A 16505-nucleotide genomic window follows, 5' to 3' on the forward strand; every position below is an offset into this window, starting at 1 on the left:
CCGTCGCACGAAGCGCTGCGCGATTACTGCTGCGAGGCAGCAGCGGCAGCGGCCTTCGCCTTGGCGTAAGCGGCCAGATCTTCCTTGATACGCGCCTTCTTGCCCTCGAGGCCACGCAGGTAGTACAGCTTGCCCGCGCGCACCTTGCCGCGACGCTTCACTTCGACCGAGTCGATCGTGGCGGAGTGCGTCTGGAACACGCGCTCGACGCCGAAGCCGTGCGAAATCTTGCGGACCGTGAACGACGAGTTCAGGCCGGCGCTCTTGATGCCGATGACCACGCCTTCGTACGCCTGGACGCGCTCGCGGTTGCCTTCCTTGACCTTCACGTTGACGACGACGGTGTCGCCCTGGCTGAAGTCGGGAAGCTTGCGGGTGATCTGCTCGGCTTCGAAATTCTGGAGCAGCGTATTGAGGGACGGCTTGTTCATTGGCTTGGGCCTGTTGGTGTCGTTGTAGAGCCGCGAGTGCGCGTGGACCCGCGTGCCGGCATCGGTGGAGCGAAGCCCGCAATTCTAGCGGGATTTTTCCTTGCGTGACTAGGGGTTAGCCGGTTTCCGGACCGGCGGCGGCCGGCTCCGTGGCGTCGGCCACGGTTTCCGGCGTCGACATCGACGCTTCACGGTACTGCCGAAGCAGCGCCGCGTCCGCCTTGGATAGCTCCCGTCCCTTGAGGAGGTCGGGCCGGCGCTCGGCGGTCCGGCCCAGCGACTGCATCCGCCGCCACCGGGCGATTTTCGCGTGGTCGCCCGACAGCAGGATCTCCGGGACGGCGCCCAGCTCGTGCTCGACGGGCCGGGTGAAGTGCGGGCAATCCAGCAGGCCGTCCTCGAAGCTGTCCTGCACCGCGGATTCGGCGTCGTTGAGCGCGCCGTCCTGAAGACGGGCGATCGCATCGATGACGACCGCGGCGGCCAGCTCCCCACCCGACAGCACGTAGTCGCCGATGGAGATTTCCTCGTCGACCTCCGCCCGGGTCAGGCGTTCGTCGATGCCTTCGTAGCGGCCGCAGAGCAGGATCAGGCGCGGCTCGGCCGCCAGACGGCGAACCGTCTCCTGATCGAGGCGCCGCCCCTGCGGGCTCATGTAGACCACCCGTACCGGGCCTTCGGCCGCCGACCTCGCGGCCTCGATCGCACGACGCAGCGGGTCGATCAGCATCACCATGCCGGGGCCGCCGCCGAATGGGCGATCGTCGACACGACGGTAGTTGCCTTCGGCGTGGTCGCGCGGATTGGTGCCGTGGATCGACAGCAGGCCGCGCTCGACCGCCCGCCCGACCACGCCGAACGCCGCGCACTGCGCGACGAATTCGGGGAACAGGCTGACGACGTCGATGCGCATGGCGGAACGGCTCGTGGTAGCGTCGGTGGCGCGGATTGCGGCGCAAATGCCCGGATCCGCGCGGCAGAACTAGAAATCCGGGTCCCAGTCGACCGTGATGCGGCCCGCGTCCAAATCGATCGCGGTGACGAACTGCGGACGCACGAACGGGATCATCCATTCCCGGTCGCCGTCGCGGGTGACCAGCACGTCGTTCGCGCCGGTGGAGAACAGGTGCGAGACCCGACCCATCGCCTGTCCCTCGACATTGACCACCTCGAGGCCTTCGAGGTCGGCCCAGTAGAACTCGCCCTCCGCCGCCTTGGGCAGCGCGGACCGCGGGACGTAGACCTCGGTGCCGCGCATGGCCTCGGCGGCGTCCCGATCCTCGACGCCCGGAATCTCGGCGGCGAGGCTCTTGCCGACGATCCGACCGCGCACGCCCATCAGCTCGCGCTCGACGCCGCGAGCGTCGCGCAGGATCCAGGGCCGGTAGCCGAAGAGCGCCGAGCGCGGCTCGGTCCAGCTCTCGAGTTTCACTTCCCCACGAACGCCGAAGGCGCCGACCACCCTTCCAACAAGGATGCGGCGCCCCGGGTTGTTCGTGCTGCTACCGCCCGCGCCAGGCACGGGCGAGGACATCAGGCCGCGGCCTGCGCCTTGACCGCCGCCTTGTAGAGGTCGGCGACCTTGTCGGTCATCTGCGCGCCGTGGCCGATCCAGTGCTGGATGCGCTCGACGTTGAGTTCGACCGGCTTGTCGTTACCCGAAGCGACCGGGTTGTAGTAACCGACGCGCTCGATGTTGCGGCCGTCGCGGGCGCTGCGGCTGTCGGTGACGATGATGTGGTAGAAGGGGCGCTTCTTGGCGCCGCCACGCGTCAGGCGGATCTTGACCATTGGTTTCTCGGTGTTGCCCAGCTGCCGGAATGGCAGGGTAAGCCGACGATTTTAGCGTGAAGCCTGCGTCAGGGTAAACCCGGCCGCCCAAGCGGCCGTGAGGTGGGGCTCAACGGAACGGCATCCCGCCGCGCCCGCCCATCATGCCCTTCATGCCGCGCATGAGCCCCTTCATGCCGCCGCCGGCCAGCTTCGACATCATTTTTTCCATCTGCTGGTACTGCTTCATCACCTTGTTGACGTCGGCCGGGGTCAGCCCCGCGCCCTTGGCGATGCGCGCGCGGCGCGAGCCGTTCAGAAGCGCGGGATTGCGACGCTCCTTCTTCGTCATCGAATTGATGATCGCGATCATCCGCGGCACTTCCTTGCCGGTGATCTGGTCCTTGAGGTGCGCGGGCACCTGGCCGATGCCGGGCAGCTTGTCCATGAGTCCGTGCAGGCCGCCCATGTTCTGCATCTGCTCGAGCTGGTCGCGCATGTCGTTGAGGTCGAATTTCTTGCCCTTGACGACCTTCTCGGCGAGCTTGGCCGCCTTGTCCTTGTCGACCTGCGCTTCGACCTGCTCGACCAGCGACAGGACGTCGCCCATGTCGAGGATGCGGCTGGCGATGCGGTCCGGATGGAAGACGTCGAGGCCTTCAGGCTTCTCGCCGGTACCGATGAACTTGATCGGGCGTCCGGTGATGTAACGCACCGAGAGCGCCGCACCACCGCGCGCGTCGCCGTCCGTCTTCGTCAGCACGACGCCGGTGAGCGGCAGCGCTTCCGCGAAGGCCTTCGCGGTGACCGCGGCGTCCTGGCCTGTCATCGAGTCGACGACGAACAGCGTTTCGACCGGAGTGACCGCGCCGTGCAGCGTCTTGATCTCCGCCATCATCGCTTCGTCGATGGCGAGGCGACCTGCGGTGTCGACGATCAGCACGTCGACGTACGACTTGCGCGCATCGTCGATCGCCGCGCGCACGATCGCTTCGGGCTTCTGCGACGGATCGGACGGGAAGAAGATCACGTCGACCTGCTGCGCGAGCTGGCGCAGCTGTTCGATCGCGGCCGGACGATAGACGTCGGCCGACACCACCATCACCTTCTTCTTGCGCTTTTCCTTGAGATGCTTGGCGAGCTTGCCGACGGTGGTCGTCTTGCCCGCGCCCTGCAGGCCGGCCATCAGAATGACCGCCGGCGCCGGCACGTTGAGATTGAGGTCGGACGCCTGCGCGCCCATCACCGCCGACATCTCGTCGCGCACGACCTTGATCAGCGCTTGGCCGGGCGTCAGCGACTTCAGCACTTCCTGACCGACCGCGCGCACCTTGATGCGCTCGATCAGACCCTGCACCACCGGCAGCGCCACGTCCGCCTCGAGCAGCGCGATGCGCACTTCGCGCAGCGACTCGCGGATGTTCTCCTCGGTCAGGCGACCGCGGCCGCGCAGGCGCTCGATCGTGCCGGAAAGACGCTGGGAGAGGGACTCGAACATGGACGGTGCCGACGCGAAAAACGGTCGCGAAGTATAGCGGGCGCACGCCTGCGGCCCGCCGAACGGCTGTGCGACACTTCAAAGCATGACGCTCGCGCTCGTGATCGCCTCCGTCCTCCTCTACCTCGTCGCCACCGGCATGCTCGCCGCGGCGCTGCGCGTCGATCCGTCGTCGCCGGCGGACGGCTGGCGCGTGCCGTCGGCGCTCGCGCTCGCCCTGCACGCGGCCACGCACATCGTCGCGTGGACCGAGGTGCGCGGGCCGGACCTGCACTTCTTCGCCGCGCTCTCGCTGGTCGGGCTGGGCATGGCGGCGATGACGACGTTCGTCGCACGTCGCGAGCGGGTCGCCGCGCTCGCGATCGTCGCGCTACCGCTCGCGGCCGCGCTGCTCGTCGCGTATCGAGCTTACGGCCACTCGATGTCGATGGCGCTCGATTGGCAGCAGCAGCTGCATGCGGCGCTCGCATTGCTGGCCTACGCGACGCTCGCCGTCGCCGCGCTTCTCGCCGTGACGCTGTGGGCGCAGGAACGCGCGCTGCGCCGCCGCGAATTCCACGGCTGGCGACGTGCGCTGCCGCCGCTGATCCAGCTCGAATCGCTGATGTTCCGAACGATCGCGGTCGGATTCGCGCTTCTGACGGCGACGCTGCTCACCGGCGTGCTGTTCGTGCAGAACCTGTTCGCCCAGCACCTCGTGCACAAGACGGTGCTGAGCCTGCTGTCCTGGCTCGCGTTCGGCGCCCTGCTCTACGGCCGTCGTCGCTACGGCTGGCGTGGGGCGAAGGCCGTCCGCTGGACGCTCGCGGCCATGGCCCTGCTGGTGCTGGCCTATTTCGGCAGCAAGGCAGTCCTCGAACTGATCCTCCGCTCGGTCGTCTGAATCGTTCCGGATGCGGAACGCTGGGTAACTACTCGTCGACGCAATATTTGCATTGACAACTATTGCGCGGGCACCTAAAGTGCGCCGCCATGACGAACCACCCACCCTGCAACGGCTCCTCGCTGGGACTGATGTTCCGGCAGGTCCGCGACGCGATGTGGGCGCGCGCCGAGCGCGAGCTGGCGGATGCCGGCCACGAGCTGACCTTCAGCCAGTACATCACGCTCAAGACACTCGGTAACGATGGGCGTGCTGGCGTCAGCGAGCTCGCCCGTGCGGCGCAGCTGCATCCCGGTGCCATGACACGCCTACTGGACAAGCTTGAGGCGCAGGGTCTCGTCGCCCGCGTCGTCGACCCGCAGGATCGCCGCGCTCTCCATATCGACCTGACCGACAGCGGTCGCGAGATGTGGCAAGCCGTTAGCGACATCGGCCGCCGTGTACACGCGCGCGCCATGCAGGGTCTGGACGATGCGGAACAGGCGCATCTCATGAACCTGCTGGTTCGCGTCCGCGACAACCTTTCTTCGGATCTCGACTGACATGACCCCACGTTCCGTCGCGCCGCAGACCCGGCGCCTCGCACCGTTGTTCCTCGCGCTCGCACTCGCGGGCTGTGCCAGCATGCACGGGCTGGAACCGCAGGAGCGTCCGATGGATGCGAACGCGGTGGCTGCGTCGAAGACGCTGGCCGACGCGCGCATCTCCGCGCCGCTCGCCCGTGACTGGTGGCGCGCGTTCGGCGATCCCCAGCTCGACGCGCTCGTCGACGAAGCGCTCGCCGGGCAACCGAGTCTCGCTGCGGCCGACGCACGCGTTCTCCAGGCCGCCGCGCAGGCGGGCCTCGCCGATGCCGCGCGCAAGCCGACCGTCGGTGCGACCGCGCAGTACTCCGGCCTGCAGATTCCGACGACGGTCGCGCCCGATCCGCTCGGCGGGCACTACACCGGCGTGATCCTGCTCGGTCTCAACATCAAGTGGGCGCCCGATCTTTGGGGTGGCGATCGCGCGCGTTACGAAGCCGCCGTCGGCCAGCTGCGTGCGCAGGACGTCGAAGCGCAATCCGCGCGCCTGACGCTCGCATCGAACATCACACGCGCTTACGTCGGCCTCGCGCAGGCCTACGACGCGCTCGACGTCGCGCACAACGAGAAGTCGCGCTCACAGAAGCTGCTCGGCCTCGGCCGCCAGCGCGTCAAGGCGGGCATCGACAACCAGATGCAGCTGCGCAACGCCGAAACGCTGGTCGCATCCGCGGATCAGCAGGCCGAAGCCGCACAACAACAGATCGACACCGCGAAGCACGCGATCGCTGCGTTGCTCGGCAAGGGCCCGGATCGTGGCGATGCGATCACGCGTCCGAAGCTGCTCGTCGCACCGTCGCCCGGCATCCCGAGCGTCATCCCGAGTGATCTGCTCGGTGCGCGCCCCGATGTCGTCGCCGCGCGTTGGCGTGCGGAGGCCGCGAGCCGCAACATCCGCGCCGCGAAGACGCAGTTCTATCCGTCGGTGAACCTGTCGGCGCTGGTCGGACTTGCTGCGGTCAGCCTCGGCGATCTGTTCTCGACCAATGCATTGCTGACGCAGGGCGGTCCCGCGGTTTCGCTGCCGATCTTCGACGGTGGACGCCTGCGTTCCAACCTCGCGAAGTCCGATGCCGACTACGACCTCGCCGTCGCCGCGTACAACGGCACGCTCGTCGGCGGCATGCGCGAAGTCGCCGATGCGCTCGACAACGCCCGCGCGCTCGACGCGCAGATCGCGTCGGTGCGCCAGGCCCGTGACGCCGCGCAGGCCGCGCTGTCGCTCGCCAACACGCGTTACAAGGCCGGGCTGTCGACGCAGATCGACGTGCTCAATGCACAACGTCCGCTGCTGCAGCTCGACCAGCAACTCGCCGCGCTGCGCGCGCAACGCCTCCTCGCCGTGGTCGATCTCGACCAGGCGCTGGGTGGCGGGCTCGCACTGACCGCGCCCTCTTCCGATTCCATCTCCGATTCCGCGACCGCCGCCCGATGAGCACACCTACCACTACCGCAGAACCCGCACCGGCGAAGGGCAGCAGCAAGCGTCGCCGTGCGTTGATCATCCTCGCGCTCGTCGTCGTGATCGGCGGCATCGCCTGGCTGCTCTACCACTTCCTCGTCGGGCGCTGGCACGAAGACACCGACGACGCCTACGTGCAGGGCAACATCGTCACGATCACGCCGCAGACCGTCGGCACCGTCACCGGCATCACCGCCGACGACGGCATGCGCGTCGAAGCCGGCCAGGTGCTGGTGCAGCTCGACGCGACGGATGCGCAGGTCGCATACGAGCAGTCGATCGCCAACCTCGCGAACACCGTGCGCACCGTGCGCGGCCTGTACAGCAGCGTGAGTTCGTCGCAGGCGGAAATCCGTGCACGCGAGGCGCAGGTCGCCAAGCTGCGTGCGGACGTCGCGCGTCGTAACGGGCTCGTCGCCACTGGCGCCGTGTCGGCCGAAGAACTCGCGCATGCACGCGACGACCTCGCCGCCGCCGAAGCCGCGCTCGCGACGTCGCGCGGCAACCTGTCGCGCAACCAGGCACTGGTGGACGCCACGACCGTGCGCAACCAGCCGCAGGTGCAGGCCGCCGCTGCGCAGGTGCGACAGGCGTATCTCGCGATGCAGCGCGGCGCGATCGTCGCACCGGTCACCGGCTACGTCGCCAAGCGCACCGTGCAGCTGGGCCAGCGCGTGCAGCCGGGCCAGACGCTGATGACGGTGATCCCGCTCGAACAGGTGTGGGTCGAAGCGAACTTCAAGGAAACGCAGCTCGCGAAGATGCGCATCGGCCAGCCGGTCGAGCTGCATTCCGATCTGTACGGCAAGGACGTGACGTTCAAGGGTCGCCTCGTGAGCCTCGGCCTCGGCACCGGTAGCGCGTTCTCGCTGCTGCCCGCGCAGAACGCGAGCGGCAACTGGATCAAGATCGTGCAGCGCGTGCCGGTGCGCGTGGAAGTCCCGCGCGACCAGCTGGTCAAGCATCCGCTGCGCATCGGCCTGTCGATGAGCGCCGATGTCGACCTGCACGACCAGTCGGGCGCCGTGCTCGCCGCTGCGCCGCCGCAGAAGCCGCTGTTCACGACGTCGGCGTACGAGCGCCAGATGCACGCGGCGCAGGACCGCATCGACCAGGTGATCCGCGAGAACCTTGCAGGCCGCGGCTGATGCCGGACGTCGCGCCGACGCGCTTCACCCTCGTGCCGAAGGTGTTCTTCGACACGCTTGCCGAGGGCCTCGACCTCTTCGTCGACGCCCTCGGGTTCGAGGTGAAGTATCGCGATGACGATCTCGCGGTCGTCGAGCGGTTCGGCGCGAAGGCGTACATCGTCGCGAGTGCCGAGTTCGCAGCGAAGGATCGCCCGGAACTCGCCATCGAGACCGATGCGATCGATGCGCTGCACGCCGACATCGGGGCGCGTCGACCCGACCTGCTCCATCCCAACCTTCCCGACGTGAGGCTTCAGCCGTGGGGCGCGCGCGAAGTCGCGCTGCGGGATCCCACCGACGTCTGCATCGTCTTCCGGCAGTTCGACTGAACCGCCGTCCACGTAACCGAAGGCTCCATGGCCGCTGCCGCTCCCGCCCCCGCTGCTGGCTTCCGTCCGCCGAACATGGCGCTGACGACGCTGGGCCTCGCGCTCGCGTCGTTCATGCAGGTGCTCGACACGACGATCGCCAACGTGTCGCTGCCCACCATCGCCGGCAACCTCGGCGCGAGTTCGAACCAGGCGACGTGGGTCATCACGTCGTTCGCGGTGAGCAACGCGATTGCGTTGCCGCTCACCGGCTACCTGACGCGCCGTTTCGGCGAGCTGCGCCTGTTCACGTTGGCGACGCTCGCGTTCGTCGTCGCGTCGCTGCTCTGCGGCCTAGCGAACTCGATGGGCTTCCTCGTGGTGGCGCGCGCGCTGCAGGGCTTCGTCTGCGGCCCGATGTACCCGGTGACGCAGGCGCTGCTGCTGTCGATCTACCCACCGCAAAAGCGTGGGCAAGCCATCGCACTGCTGGCGATGGTGACCGTCGTCGCGCCTATTGCGGGCCCGATCCTCGGCGGCTGGATCACCGACAACTACAGCTGGCAGTGGATCTTCTTCATCAACGTGCCGATCGGCATTTTCTCGAGCTTCGTCGTCGGCCGTCAGTTGAAGGGCCGGCCGGAGCGCCTCGAGAAGCCGAAGATGGACTACATCGGTCTCGCGACACTGGTGCTCGGCGTCGGCGCACTACAGACGCTGCTCGACCTCGGCAACGACGAGGACTGGTTCAACTCGACGCGCATCGTGATCCTCGCGATCGTCGCTGCGATTTCGCTCGCCGTGTTCGTGATCTGGGAACTCACCGACAAGGATCCGATCGTCAACCTGCGCCTGTTCCGCCACCGCAATTTCAGCGCGGGCACGGCCGCCATGGTGATGGCGTACGCGGCGTTCTTCAGCGTCGGCCTACTGGTGCCGCTGTGGCTGCAGCGCAACCTCGGCTACACCGCAATCTGGGCGGGTTTCGCGAGTGCGCCGATCGGCGTGCTGCCGGTGATCCTGACGCCGTTCGTGGGCAAGTACGCATCGCGATTCGACCTGCGCATCCTCGCGAGCTTCGCGTTCGTGGTGATGGCGACGACCAGCTTCATCCGCTCCGGCTTCAACCTCGACGTCGACTTCCAGCGCGTCGCAATGGTGCAGCTGTGGCAGGGCCTGGGCGTCGCGCTGTTCTTCATGCCGGTGCTCACGATCCTGCTGTCGGACCTGGAACCGCATGAGATCGCGGCTGGTTCGGGCCTCGCGACGTTCATGCGAACACTCGGCGGCAGCTTCGCGGCATCGCTGACGACGTGGGCCTGGAACCAGCGCGGCACGATCCACCATGCGCATCTGACCGAAGCGATCGACGCCTACGATCCAGCGATCCAGCAGACGGCGCAGCAACTCGGCCAAGGCGACATCCAGCGCGGTGCGGTTGTGCTCGAGCGCATGATTTCGCAGCAAGCGGTGCAGATCGGCTTCAACGAGATCTTCCACGTGCTCGGCATCATCTTCCTCGTCGTGATCCTGTTCGTGTGGATCGCCAAGCCGCCGTTCACGGCGAAGGCCGGACCGGCCGCCGCTGGGGGCCACTGACGACGCAAACGAAGAAGCCGGCGTTGCGCCGGCTTCTTTGCATTCGGGTGTGCGGGTTTCGCCTCAGGCGTGCTCGAGTGCGTCCGCCAGTCGCTCGACCGCGATCACGTCCATCCCGGCGACCTTGCCGGACTTCGGCGCGTTCGCCTTCGGCACGATCGCGCGCTTGAACCCGTGCGTCGCCGCTTCTTTCAAACGCTCCTCGCCGTTCGGCACCGGGCGGATCTCGCCAGAGAGACCGACTTCGCCGAACGCCACGGTCTGCTCGCCGAGCGGTCGATCGCGCAGCGACGACAGCACCGCGAGCAGCAACGGCAGGTCGACCGCCGTCTCCTGCACGCGAATACCGCCGACGACGTTGACGAAGACGTCCTGGTCGCCGACCGCCACGCCGCCATGGCGATGCAGCACCGCCAGCAGCATCGCCAGTCGATTGCCTTCCATGCCGACGGCAACGCGACGCGGATTCGACAGCGGCGAATGGTCGACCAGCGCCTGCACCTCGACCATCAGCGGCCGCGTGCCTTCGCGCGTGACCATCACGCAGCTGCCCGGCTGCGGGCCACGGTGTCCGGAGAGAAAGATCGCCGACGGGTTCGGCACTTCGCGCAGGCCTTTGTCGCCCATCGCGAACACGCCGAGTTCGTTCACCGCACCGAAGCGGTTCTTGAAGGCGCGCAGCACGCGGAAGCGGCTGCCCGACTCGCCTTCGAAATACAGAACGGCGTCGACCATGTGCTCGAGCACGCGCGGACCGGCGATGCCGCCTTCCTTCGTGACGTGCCCGACGAGGAACACCGCCGTGCCCGTCTCCTTCGCGTAGCGCACGAGCCGTGCGGCGCTCTCGCGCACCTGGCTGACCGAACCCGGCGCGGCCGTGAGCGTTTCCGTCCACAGCGTCTGGATCGAGTCGGCGACGATCAGGCGCGGTCCCATCGGCGCGGCCTGTTCGAGGATGCGTTCGATGCACGTTTCCGCGAGCGCGTGCACGCCTTCGAGCGGCAGGCCCAGTCGCACCGCGCGCCCTGCGACCTGCGTCAGCGACTCTTCGCCGGTGACGTACAGACCCGGCATGGTCTGCGCCATCTGCGTGACGGCCTGCAGAAGCAACGTGGACTTGCCGATGCCGGGATCGCCACCGACGAGCACGACCGAGCCGTGCACGAGGCCGCCGCCCAGCACGCGATCGAGTTCGCCGATGTGCGTGGTCTCGCGCGATTCCTCGGAGACGGTGACGTCCTTCAGCGCCGTGATCGCCGGTGGATCGACCTTGCCGGCCCAGCCGCTGCGACGGCTCTGCGCGACGCCGGACTTCTCGGGCATCGCCGATTCCAGCGCGATCTCGCTCAGCGTGTTCCAGCGGCCGCAGTCGGTGCACTGCCCCTGCCACTTGCTGTGCTCGGAGCCGCAGTCGCTGCAGACGTAGGCCGTCGCGCGGCGCGCGCTGGATTTTCCGGACTTCCCGATCATCGAACCCTCCCGTATCGCGGAAGGGTAAACGGGTCAGGTCGCAGCCGCTAAGACGTTTCGCGCGATTCCGATGCGGCGCCGGGCGCGGCCGCTGAAATCCGCCGCACACCGCGCCGTCTCCGTTTGGCTTCTCATCGAGGAGAACGCCATGACCGATCGCGACGAGCACGACACCGGCAAGAACCGCGGCCAGGGCCTTGCGGGCGTCAACGACAACCAGCGGCGCGACCTGCTCGATCGCGGCGGCGACCGGCGCACGCAGGATCAGCGCAGCGTGCGTTCCTCCTCCGAGGACGACGGTCGCGCCAAGGACGACCCGAGCCGCGCACCGGAATCCGGCACGCCCTGATGCCCGACGCACTGCCTAGTGCAGCGCGTTTTCCGTCGCTTCGACGCGCAGCCGGAAGGTCGCCGCGAATCGGCCGCCCGGCTCGACCACCGGCAGGTCCTCGTGCGACCGCAACGCATCGGCCGGCGCCGTCATCGGCTCCAGCGAGATGTAGTCGTGCGTCGACGGCGCGTAGATCTGCGCGTAGCGGAAGTTCTCGAGGAAATCGACGCTGACCCGTCGGCCGTTGCCGGTGATCGACATCGTTGCACCGGGCGACACGAACGCGAAGCCGTGATCGAAGTCGAGATCGGCGAGGCGGTCGTCGTACGGCGGCAGGTGCGTGCGTTCGCCGACCGGCAGCAGCAGTTCGTCGAGGATGATCCCGTCCATCGCCGGCAAGGTCAGCTCCCACTGTGCGCGGCGGATTCCGGGAATGCCGAAGTACGGATGGAAGCCGAAGCTCACCGGCACGCGCCCGCCCGCATTGGCGAGCACGGCCGTTTCGATCGTGAGGCCGAGGCCGTCGAGCGTCGCCGTCATCTCGACCTCGTGCTCGAACGGAAACACCTGCAGCAGCTCGGGGCGATTCCACTTCAGGCGGCTGCGGAGCCGGCGGTCCGTCACCTCTTCCACCTGCCACGCCAACTTCGGCCAGGGCACGCCGTGGATGATCGTGTCGTTCCAGTCCTTCATGATCCACGGCGACGCCTTGTCGAGCTCGACGCGCTCGCCGTCGAACTCGTACGACGTGCCGCGGATGCGGTTCGCATACGGATAGTTGAGCGGAATGCCGATCGACATGCCGGTCGCGAGCGCCTCATCCATCTCGTCGAGGCGTCGCAGGATTTCCTGCCCGCGATGCTTGAGCGACGTGCAGATCATGCCCTGCTCGGGACGGAACACCGCAAGCAGCTCGCCCGCGGCCAAAGTATGGGTGCGCACCGACTGGGCCTGCGGCGTCGCGCTCACAGCGCCCGTTTGCGGCGTCTCGTGCGTGGTCATGAGGTCGCCTCCGGCACGAGCACCCTGCCCTTCGAACCGTACTGGTCGACGACGTCACGCCCAACCCCTGCCGCCGTGCCTTCGCGACACAACGCCACGCAGGCACCCCCGAAGCCCGCTCCCGTGAGGCGGGCACCGTAGACATCGGGCTGCTGCTGCAGCAGCTCGACGAGCCGATCGAGCTCCGGCACCGAGACTTCGTAGTCGTCGCGCAGACTCGCGTGCGATGCGTTCATCAACTCCCCGAACTCGCGTGCGTCCACGCCCGCCACTGCGCGCAGCACGCGGGCGTTCTCGCTGACGACATGGCGTGCGCGGCGACGCATGGGTTCATCCAACGACTCGACGCGCGAAACGTCGCCGATGTCGCGAAGCGCGGCCACGCCCAGCGACGCCGACGCCCGCTCGCACTCGTGACGTCGCTCGTTGTACGCGCTCGTCGCGAGCGAGCGGCTCAGGCCGGAATCGACCACCAGCACCTCGGTACTCGGCGGGCGTGGCACCAGTCGACGTTCCAACGTGCGCGTGTCGAGAAACAGCATCTGCTTCGGATCGGCGAGGCTCGACGCCATCTGGTCCATGATTCCGCAGTTGACGCCCGCGAAGTCGATCTCCGCCCGTTGCGCCATCTGCGCGATGCGCACGTCGTCCAGATCAAGTTTCAGCAGTTCGCGTAGCGCACGCAGCGTGGCGACTTCGAGCGCGGCGCTGGACGACAGGCCGACGCCCATCGGTACGTCGGACTCCACGTAGATGTCGAGGTACGGGATCTCCGCGCCCGTGGCCATGGCGCCGCGAATGCAACCGTAGACGTAGGCGGCGAAATGATCGCCGGGCTTTGCTTCGCGCTCGAAGCGCGACTCGCTTGCGAGGTCTGCGGCGTGCACCACGAACTCGCCACCGCTGTTCGGACGCATCGACACGGTCGTCTTCTGCGGGATCGCCGTCGGCAATACGTAGCCGTCGTTGTAGTCCGTGTGCTCGCCGAGCAGGTTGACGCGACCGGGCGCGGACGCAGTCACAGCCGGCGGAAAACCGAAGATGTTTTCGAAACTCATGCGTCGATATCCACGTCGATCTGCTGCAACTCGCGCGCCTTGTCTTCCGGTAGCGCGTCCATCGCGAACCAGCCCGCCGCGAGTTCCGTGCCCGCGAGGTACTTCAGCCGGTCGCGCGTGCGGTACGGCGGATAGAACTCGGCGTGCAGGTGGGATTCGGGATGCGGACGGCCGTCGACGGGCGCCTGGTACCACGCCATCAGGTAGGGAAATGGCCGGTCCCACAGCGCGTCGTACTTCATCAGGACCGTCTTCAGTGCGCGCGCCAGATCGGCGCGTTGTGCGTCGTCGAGATCGCAGAAGGTCGCGACCGGCTCGATCGTCGCGACCCACACTTCATAGGGATAGCGTGCCGCAGCGGGTACGAACGCGACCGCATGCTCGCCGCGATAGACGATGCGGGCGCCGTCGTCGAGTTCCTTCGCGATGTGATCCTGCAACACGCCGCGGCCGGTACGCGCGTGATACGCCTCCGCGACCTGCTGCATGCGCGCCGGCACCGGCGGCACCGACGGATACGCGTAGATCTGACCGTGCGGATGATGCAGCGTCACCCCGACTTCCGCGCCGCGATTCTCGAACGGCAGCACGTAGGCGATGTCGTCGCGCGCCGCGAGCCGTGCGGTGCGATCCGCCCAGACCTGCAGCAGCAACTCGACATGCGACAGCGGCAGGCGGCCGAGCGACGACAGCCGGTCCTGCGTGAACACCACCACTTCACACTTGCCTATACCGGGCGCGGTATCGACGACGGACGCCGGCACTTCGTCCGCGCCGAGGCTCAGCGACGGGAAGCGGTTGTCGAACACCGCGACGTCCCACGCACCGACCGGCAGTTCCGTCGGCGCCTCGGGATCGGTCGTCACTGCGAGCGGGTTGTACTCGGGTGGCGGCAGGAAGGTGCGGTCCTGCCGGTATGCCGCGTAGGTGATCCATTCGTCGCGCAGCGGATGCCGGCGCAGGTGCGGGCTGCGCCCGAGCGGATCGCGGAACGGACTCGGCGCTTCGCCGACCTCGCCGATCGGCTCGCGCGCATAGAGCGTGAGCGAGCGACCGTCCGGCTTGGTGAGCTCGAGCACGTGCATCACGCGGCGCCCTGGATATGCGTGCGAGACATCTCGACCGCCTTGCGGATCTGCTCGAGCGGGATCTTCGGCACGCGGTCCTCCGTCAACAGGCCGTTCGCTTCCTGGAACGTGTCGGCGAACTGGGTATAGCAGTACCCACTGAAGAGCGCGGTGTACGTGACGGCCTCGATCAGGTCGGAGAACTTGCGCGCGAATTCGTCGGCGGCACCGGCGACCGAATAACCCCAGACCTCGCTTTCGTGCGGCGATTCGGGCTGCGGCGCAAGCTTGCGCGTATCGAACGCGATGCCGCCGAATTCCGTAAGCACGATGGGCTGGCCGCGATGCGGAAAGCCATCCAGCGTGAGGATGCGTCCGCCAGGGCGCCGCCGGTCGAACAGTTGCTCGGTGCTGACTTCGGGACCGTAGCGCTGGCGGATGTGGTCGACGTTCGCGTCGTAGTCGTGGATGCCGATGATGTCGGTCGCACTGCTTTCCCAGCCGTCGTTACCGATGACGGGACGCGTGGGATCGAGCGTCTTCGTCAGGTGGTACAGCGCGGCCACGGCATGCTGGTGCGCACCCACGGACGTGAGTTCGGGCACGCCCCAGGATTCGTTGAACGGCACCCACGTGATGATGCAGGGGTGGCTGAAATCGCGTTCGATGGCCTCCGCCCATTCACGCACAAGCCGCTTGATCGCGGTGCGCGTGAAGCGATAGCACGACGGCATCTCTTCCCAGACGAGCAGTCCAAGGCGATCGGCCCAATAGAGATAGCGGGGGTTTTCGATCTTCTGGTGCTTGCGCACGCCGTTGAAGCCCATCGCCTTTGCGAGCTCGACATCGCGACGGAGCGCGGCGTCGTCCGGCGCGGCAAGCAGCGTGTCCGTCCAGTAGCCCTGGTCGAGCACCAGCTTCAACAGGAACGGCCGACCGTTGAGCATGAAGCGGTCGCGCAACGTGCCGACCGACCGCAGCGCCGTGTAAGAACGGACTTCGTCGAGCACGGTGTCGCCACGCTTGAGCCGGATCGTCGCGTCGAGCAGCGTCGGTTTCTGCGGGCTCCACAGCAGCTCGTTGCGGAAGTCGTCGATGCCGGGATCGGACAGGATGATGCGACGGTCGACCTCGCCGTCGATCACCAGGTAACGATCATCCGCCAGCAGCTTGCCGCGATGACGGATCTGCACTTCGATCGACGTACCGTCGGCGTCGCCATTGACGCGCGCTTCGAACGTCAGTGCGAATCCTTCGACATGCGGCGTCCAGCGGATCTTCTGGATATGCGTGCGCGCGACACGCTCGAGCCAGACGGTCTGCCAGATGCCGGTCGTGCGCGGATACCAGATCGAATGCGGCTCGAGCTGCCAGTCCTGTTTTCCGCGGGGTTTATTGAGCTCGTGCGGATCGTCCTCGACGTAAACAGTGACCACGTTCGGGCCTGAAGCATTCAGCGCCTCGGTGACATCCGCGTTGAACGGCGTATGGCCGCCTTCGTGGCTCGCGACGTAGTGATCGTTCACCCACACCTTCGCGGCGTAATCGATTGCACCGAAATGAAGGATCACGCGTGAGTCGCCGTCGCTCTCTACGTCGAAATCACGCTGATACCAGCAAGCTTTGTGAAACCCGCGATCTCCGATGCCGCTGCGTTTCGATTCGATCGGAAACGGCACGACGATCTGCAACGGCCATTGTTCGATGTCTCGCGGGTGGGCGTACTGCTTCTCGTCGTCGAAGACGAAGCGCCACGGTCCGTCGAGCGACTGCCAATGCGCGCGTCGCAGCTGCGGGCGGGGATACGCCTCGTCGTCGCAGAACTGCGCTGCGTCGGCAAGTGGAGTCATCG

Annotated in this window: 17 protein-coding genes; 7 read left to right on the forward strand and 10 right to left on the reverse strand. The window is 67.3% G+C overall.

Annotation, left to right across the window (positions count from 1 at the left end):
* Positions 1-23: 23 nt before the first annotated feature.
* The 5 genes from rplS to ffh all read right to left on the reverse strand — a co-directional run bounded on the left by rplS (position 24) and on the right by ffh (position 3699).
* On the reverse strand, positions 24-431 hold the full coding sequence (gene rplS / locus EVS83_RS11990; RefSeq protein WP_133501276.1) for a 50S ribosomal protein L19: 408 nt from the start codon (positions 429-431) through the stop codon (positions 24-26).
* Positions 432-546: 115 nt separating this feature from the next.
* Entirely contained in the window at positions 547-1344 is a 798-nt protein-coding gene (trmD, locus tag EVS83_RS11995) for a tRNA (guanosine(37)-N1)-methyltransferase TrmD (protein ID WP_133501277.1), read from the reverse strand.
* 69 nt (positions 1345-1413) lie between these two features.
* Positions 1414-1965, reverse strand: coding sequence for a ribosome maturation factor RimM (gene rimM, locus EVS83_RS12000; protein WP_133501278.1), 552 nt, complete (start codon positions 1963-1965; stop codon positions 1414-1416).
* Positions 1965-2222, reverse strand: coding sequence for a 30S ribosomal protein S16 (gene rpsP, locus EVS83_RS12005; protein ID WP_115646466.1), 258 nt, complete (start codon positions 2220-2222; stop codon positions 1965-1967). Before rpsP ends, rimM begins: the two co-directional genes overlap by 1 nt.
* Before the next feature lie 109 nt (positions 2223-2331).
* Positions 2332-3699, reverse strand: coding sequence for a signal recognition particle protein (gene ffh / locus EVS83_RS12010; RefSeq protein WP_133501279.1), 1368 nt, complete (start codon positions 3697-3699; stop codon positions 2332-2334).
* 85 nt (positions 3700-3784) lie between these two features.
* Between ffh and EVS83_RS12015 the strand changes: the two genes are divergently transcribed.
* The 6 genes from EVS83_RS12015 to EVS83_RS12040 all read left to right on the forward strand — a co-directional run bounded on the left by EVS83_RS12015 (position 3785) and on the right by EVS83_RS12040 (position 9725).
* Complete coding sequence (locus tag EVS83_RS12015) at positions 3785-4582, forward strand: cytochrome C assembly family protein (protein ID WP_133501280.1); 798 nt, start codon at positions 3785-3787, stop codon at positions 4580-4582.
* 89 nt (positions 4583-4671) lie between these two features.
* Complete coding sequence (locus tag EVS83_RS12020; protein ID WP_133501281.1) at positions 4672-5124, forward strand: MarR family winged helix-turn-helix transcriptional regulator; 453 nt, start codon at positions 4672-4674, stop codon at positions 5122-5124.
* A 1-nt stretch (position 5125) separates the two neighbouring features.
* Positions 5126-6601 carry an efflux transporter outer membrane subunit gene (locus tag EVS83_RS12025; protein WP_133501282.1) on the forward strand — a complete coding sequence of 492 codons (1476 nt, stop codon included), beginning with the start codon at positions 5126-5128 and terminating at the stop codon, positions 6599-6601.
* Complete coding sequence (locus tag EVS83_RS12030; RefSeq protein WP_133501283.1) at positions 6598-7776, forward strand: HlyD/EmrA/EmrK family protein; 1179 nt, start codon at positions 6598-6600, stop codon at positions 7774-7776. Before EVS83_RS12025 ends, EVS83_RS12030 begins: the two co-directional genes overlap by 4 nt.
* Positions 7776-8147 carry a VOC family protein gene (locus EVS83_RS12035; RefSeq protein ID WP_133501284.1) on the forward strand — a complete coding sequence of 124 codons (372 nt, stop codon included), beginning with the start codon at positions 7776-7778 and terminating at the stop codon, positions 8145-8147. The genes EVS83_RS12030 and EVS83_RS12035 overlap by 1 nt, the downstream gene beginning before the upstream one ends.
* 27 nt (positions 8148-8174) lie before the next feature.
* Entirely contained in the window at positions 8175-9725 is a 1551-nt protein-coding gene (locus tag EVS83_RS12040; protein ID WP_133501285.1) for a DHA2 family efflux MFS transporter permease subunit, read from the forward strand.
* Positions 9726-9788: 63 nt separating this feature from the next.
* Here EVS83_RS12040 and radA read toward each other — a convergent pair whose 3' ends face one another.
* A complete protein-coding gene (radA, locus tag EVS83_RS12045) occupies positions 9789-11195 on the reverse strand; it encodes a DNA repair protein RadA (RefSeq protein ID WP_133501286.1) in 1407 nt (468 codons plus the stop codon).
* Between the two features lie 148 nt (positions 11196-11343).
* On the opposite strand from radA, the gene EVS83_RS12050 reads away from it, so the two are divergent.
* A complete protein-coding gene (locus EVS83_RS12050) occupies positions 11344-11544 on the forward strand; it encodes a hypothetical protein (protein ID WP_133501287.1) in 201 nt (66 codons plus the stop codon).
* 15 nt (positions 11545-11559) lie between these two features.
* Here EVS83_RS12050 and EVS83_RS12055 read toward each other — a convergent pair whose 3' ends face one another.
* The 4 genes from EVS83_RS12055 to EVS83_RS12070 are packed head-to-tail and all read right to left on the reverse strand — an operon-like array spanning position 11560 to position 16503.
* A complete protein-coding gene (locus tag EVS83_RS12055) occupies positions 11560-12528 on the reverse strand; it encodes an aldose 1-epimerase (RefSeq protein WP_133501288.1) in 969 nt (322 codons plus the stop codon).
* A complete protein-coding gene (gene galK / locus EVS83_RS12060; protein ID WP_133501289.1) occupies positions 12525-13586 on the reverse strand; it encodes a galactokinase in 1062 nt (353 codons plus the stop codon). Before galK ends, EVS83_RS12055 begins: the two co-directional genes overlap by 4 nt.
* The gene (gene galT, locus EVS83_RS12065; RefSeq protein ID WP_133501290.1) at positions 13583-14671 is read right to left on the reverse strand and encodes a galactose-1-phosphate uridylyltransferase; all 1089 of its coding nucleotides are present in this window, start codon (positions 14669-14671) and stop codon (positions 13583-13585) included. The genes galK and galT overlap by 4 nt, the downstream gene beginning before the upstream one ends.
* Positions 14671-16503, reverse strand: coding sequence for a glycoside hydrolase family 2 TIM barrel-domain containing protein (locus EVS83_RS12070; RefSeq protein WP_133501291.1), 1833 nt, complete (start codon positions 16501-16503; stop codon positions 14671-14673). The genes galT and EVS83_RS12070 overlap by 1 nt, the downstream gene beginning before the upstream one ends.
* Between the last annotated feature and the right edge of the window lie 2 nt (positions 16504-16505).

It is taken from the genome of Cognatilysobacter terrigena, assembly GCF_004361065.1.
Lineage (GTDB): Bacteria > Pseudomonadota > Gammaproteobacteria > Xanthomonadales > Xanthomonadaceae > Cognatilysobacter > Cognatilysobacter terrigena.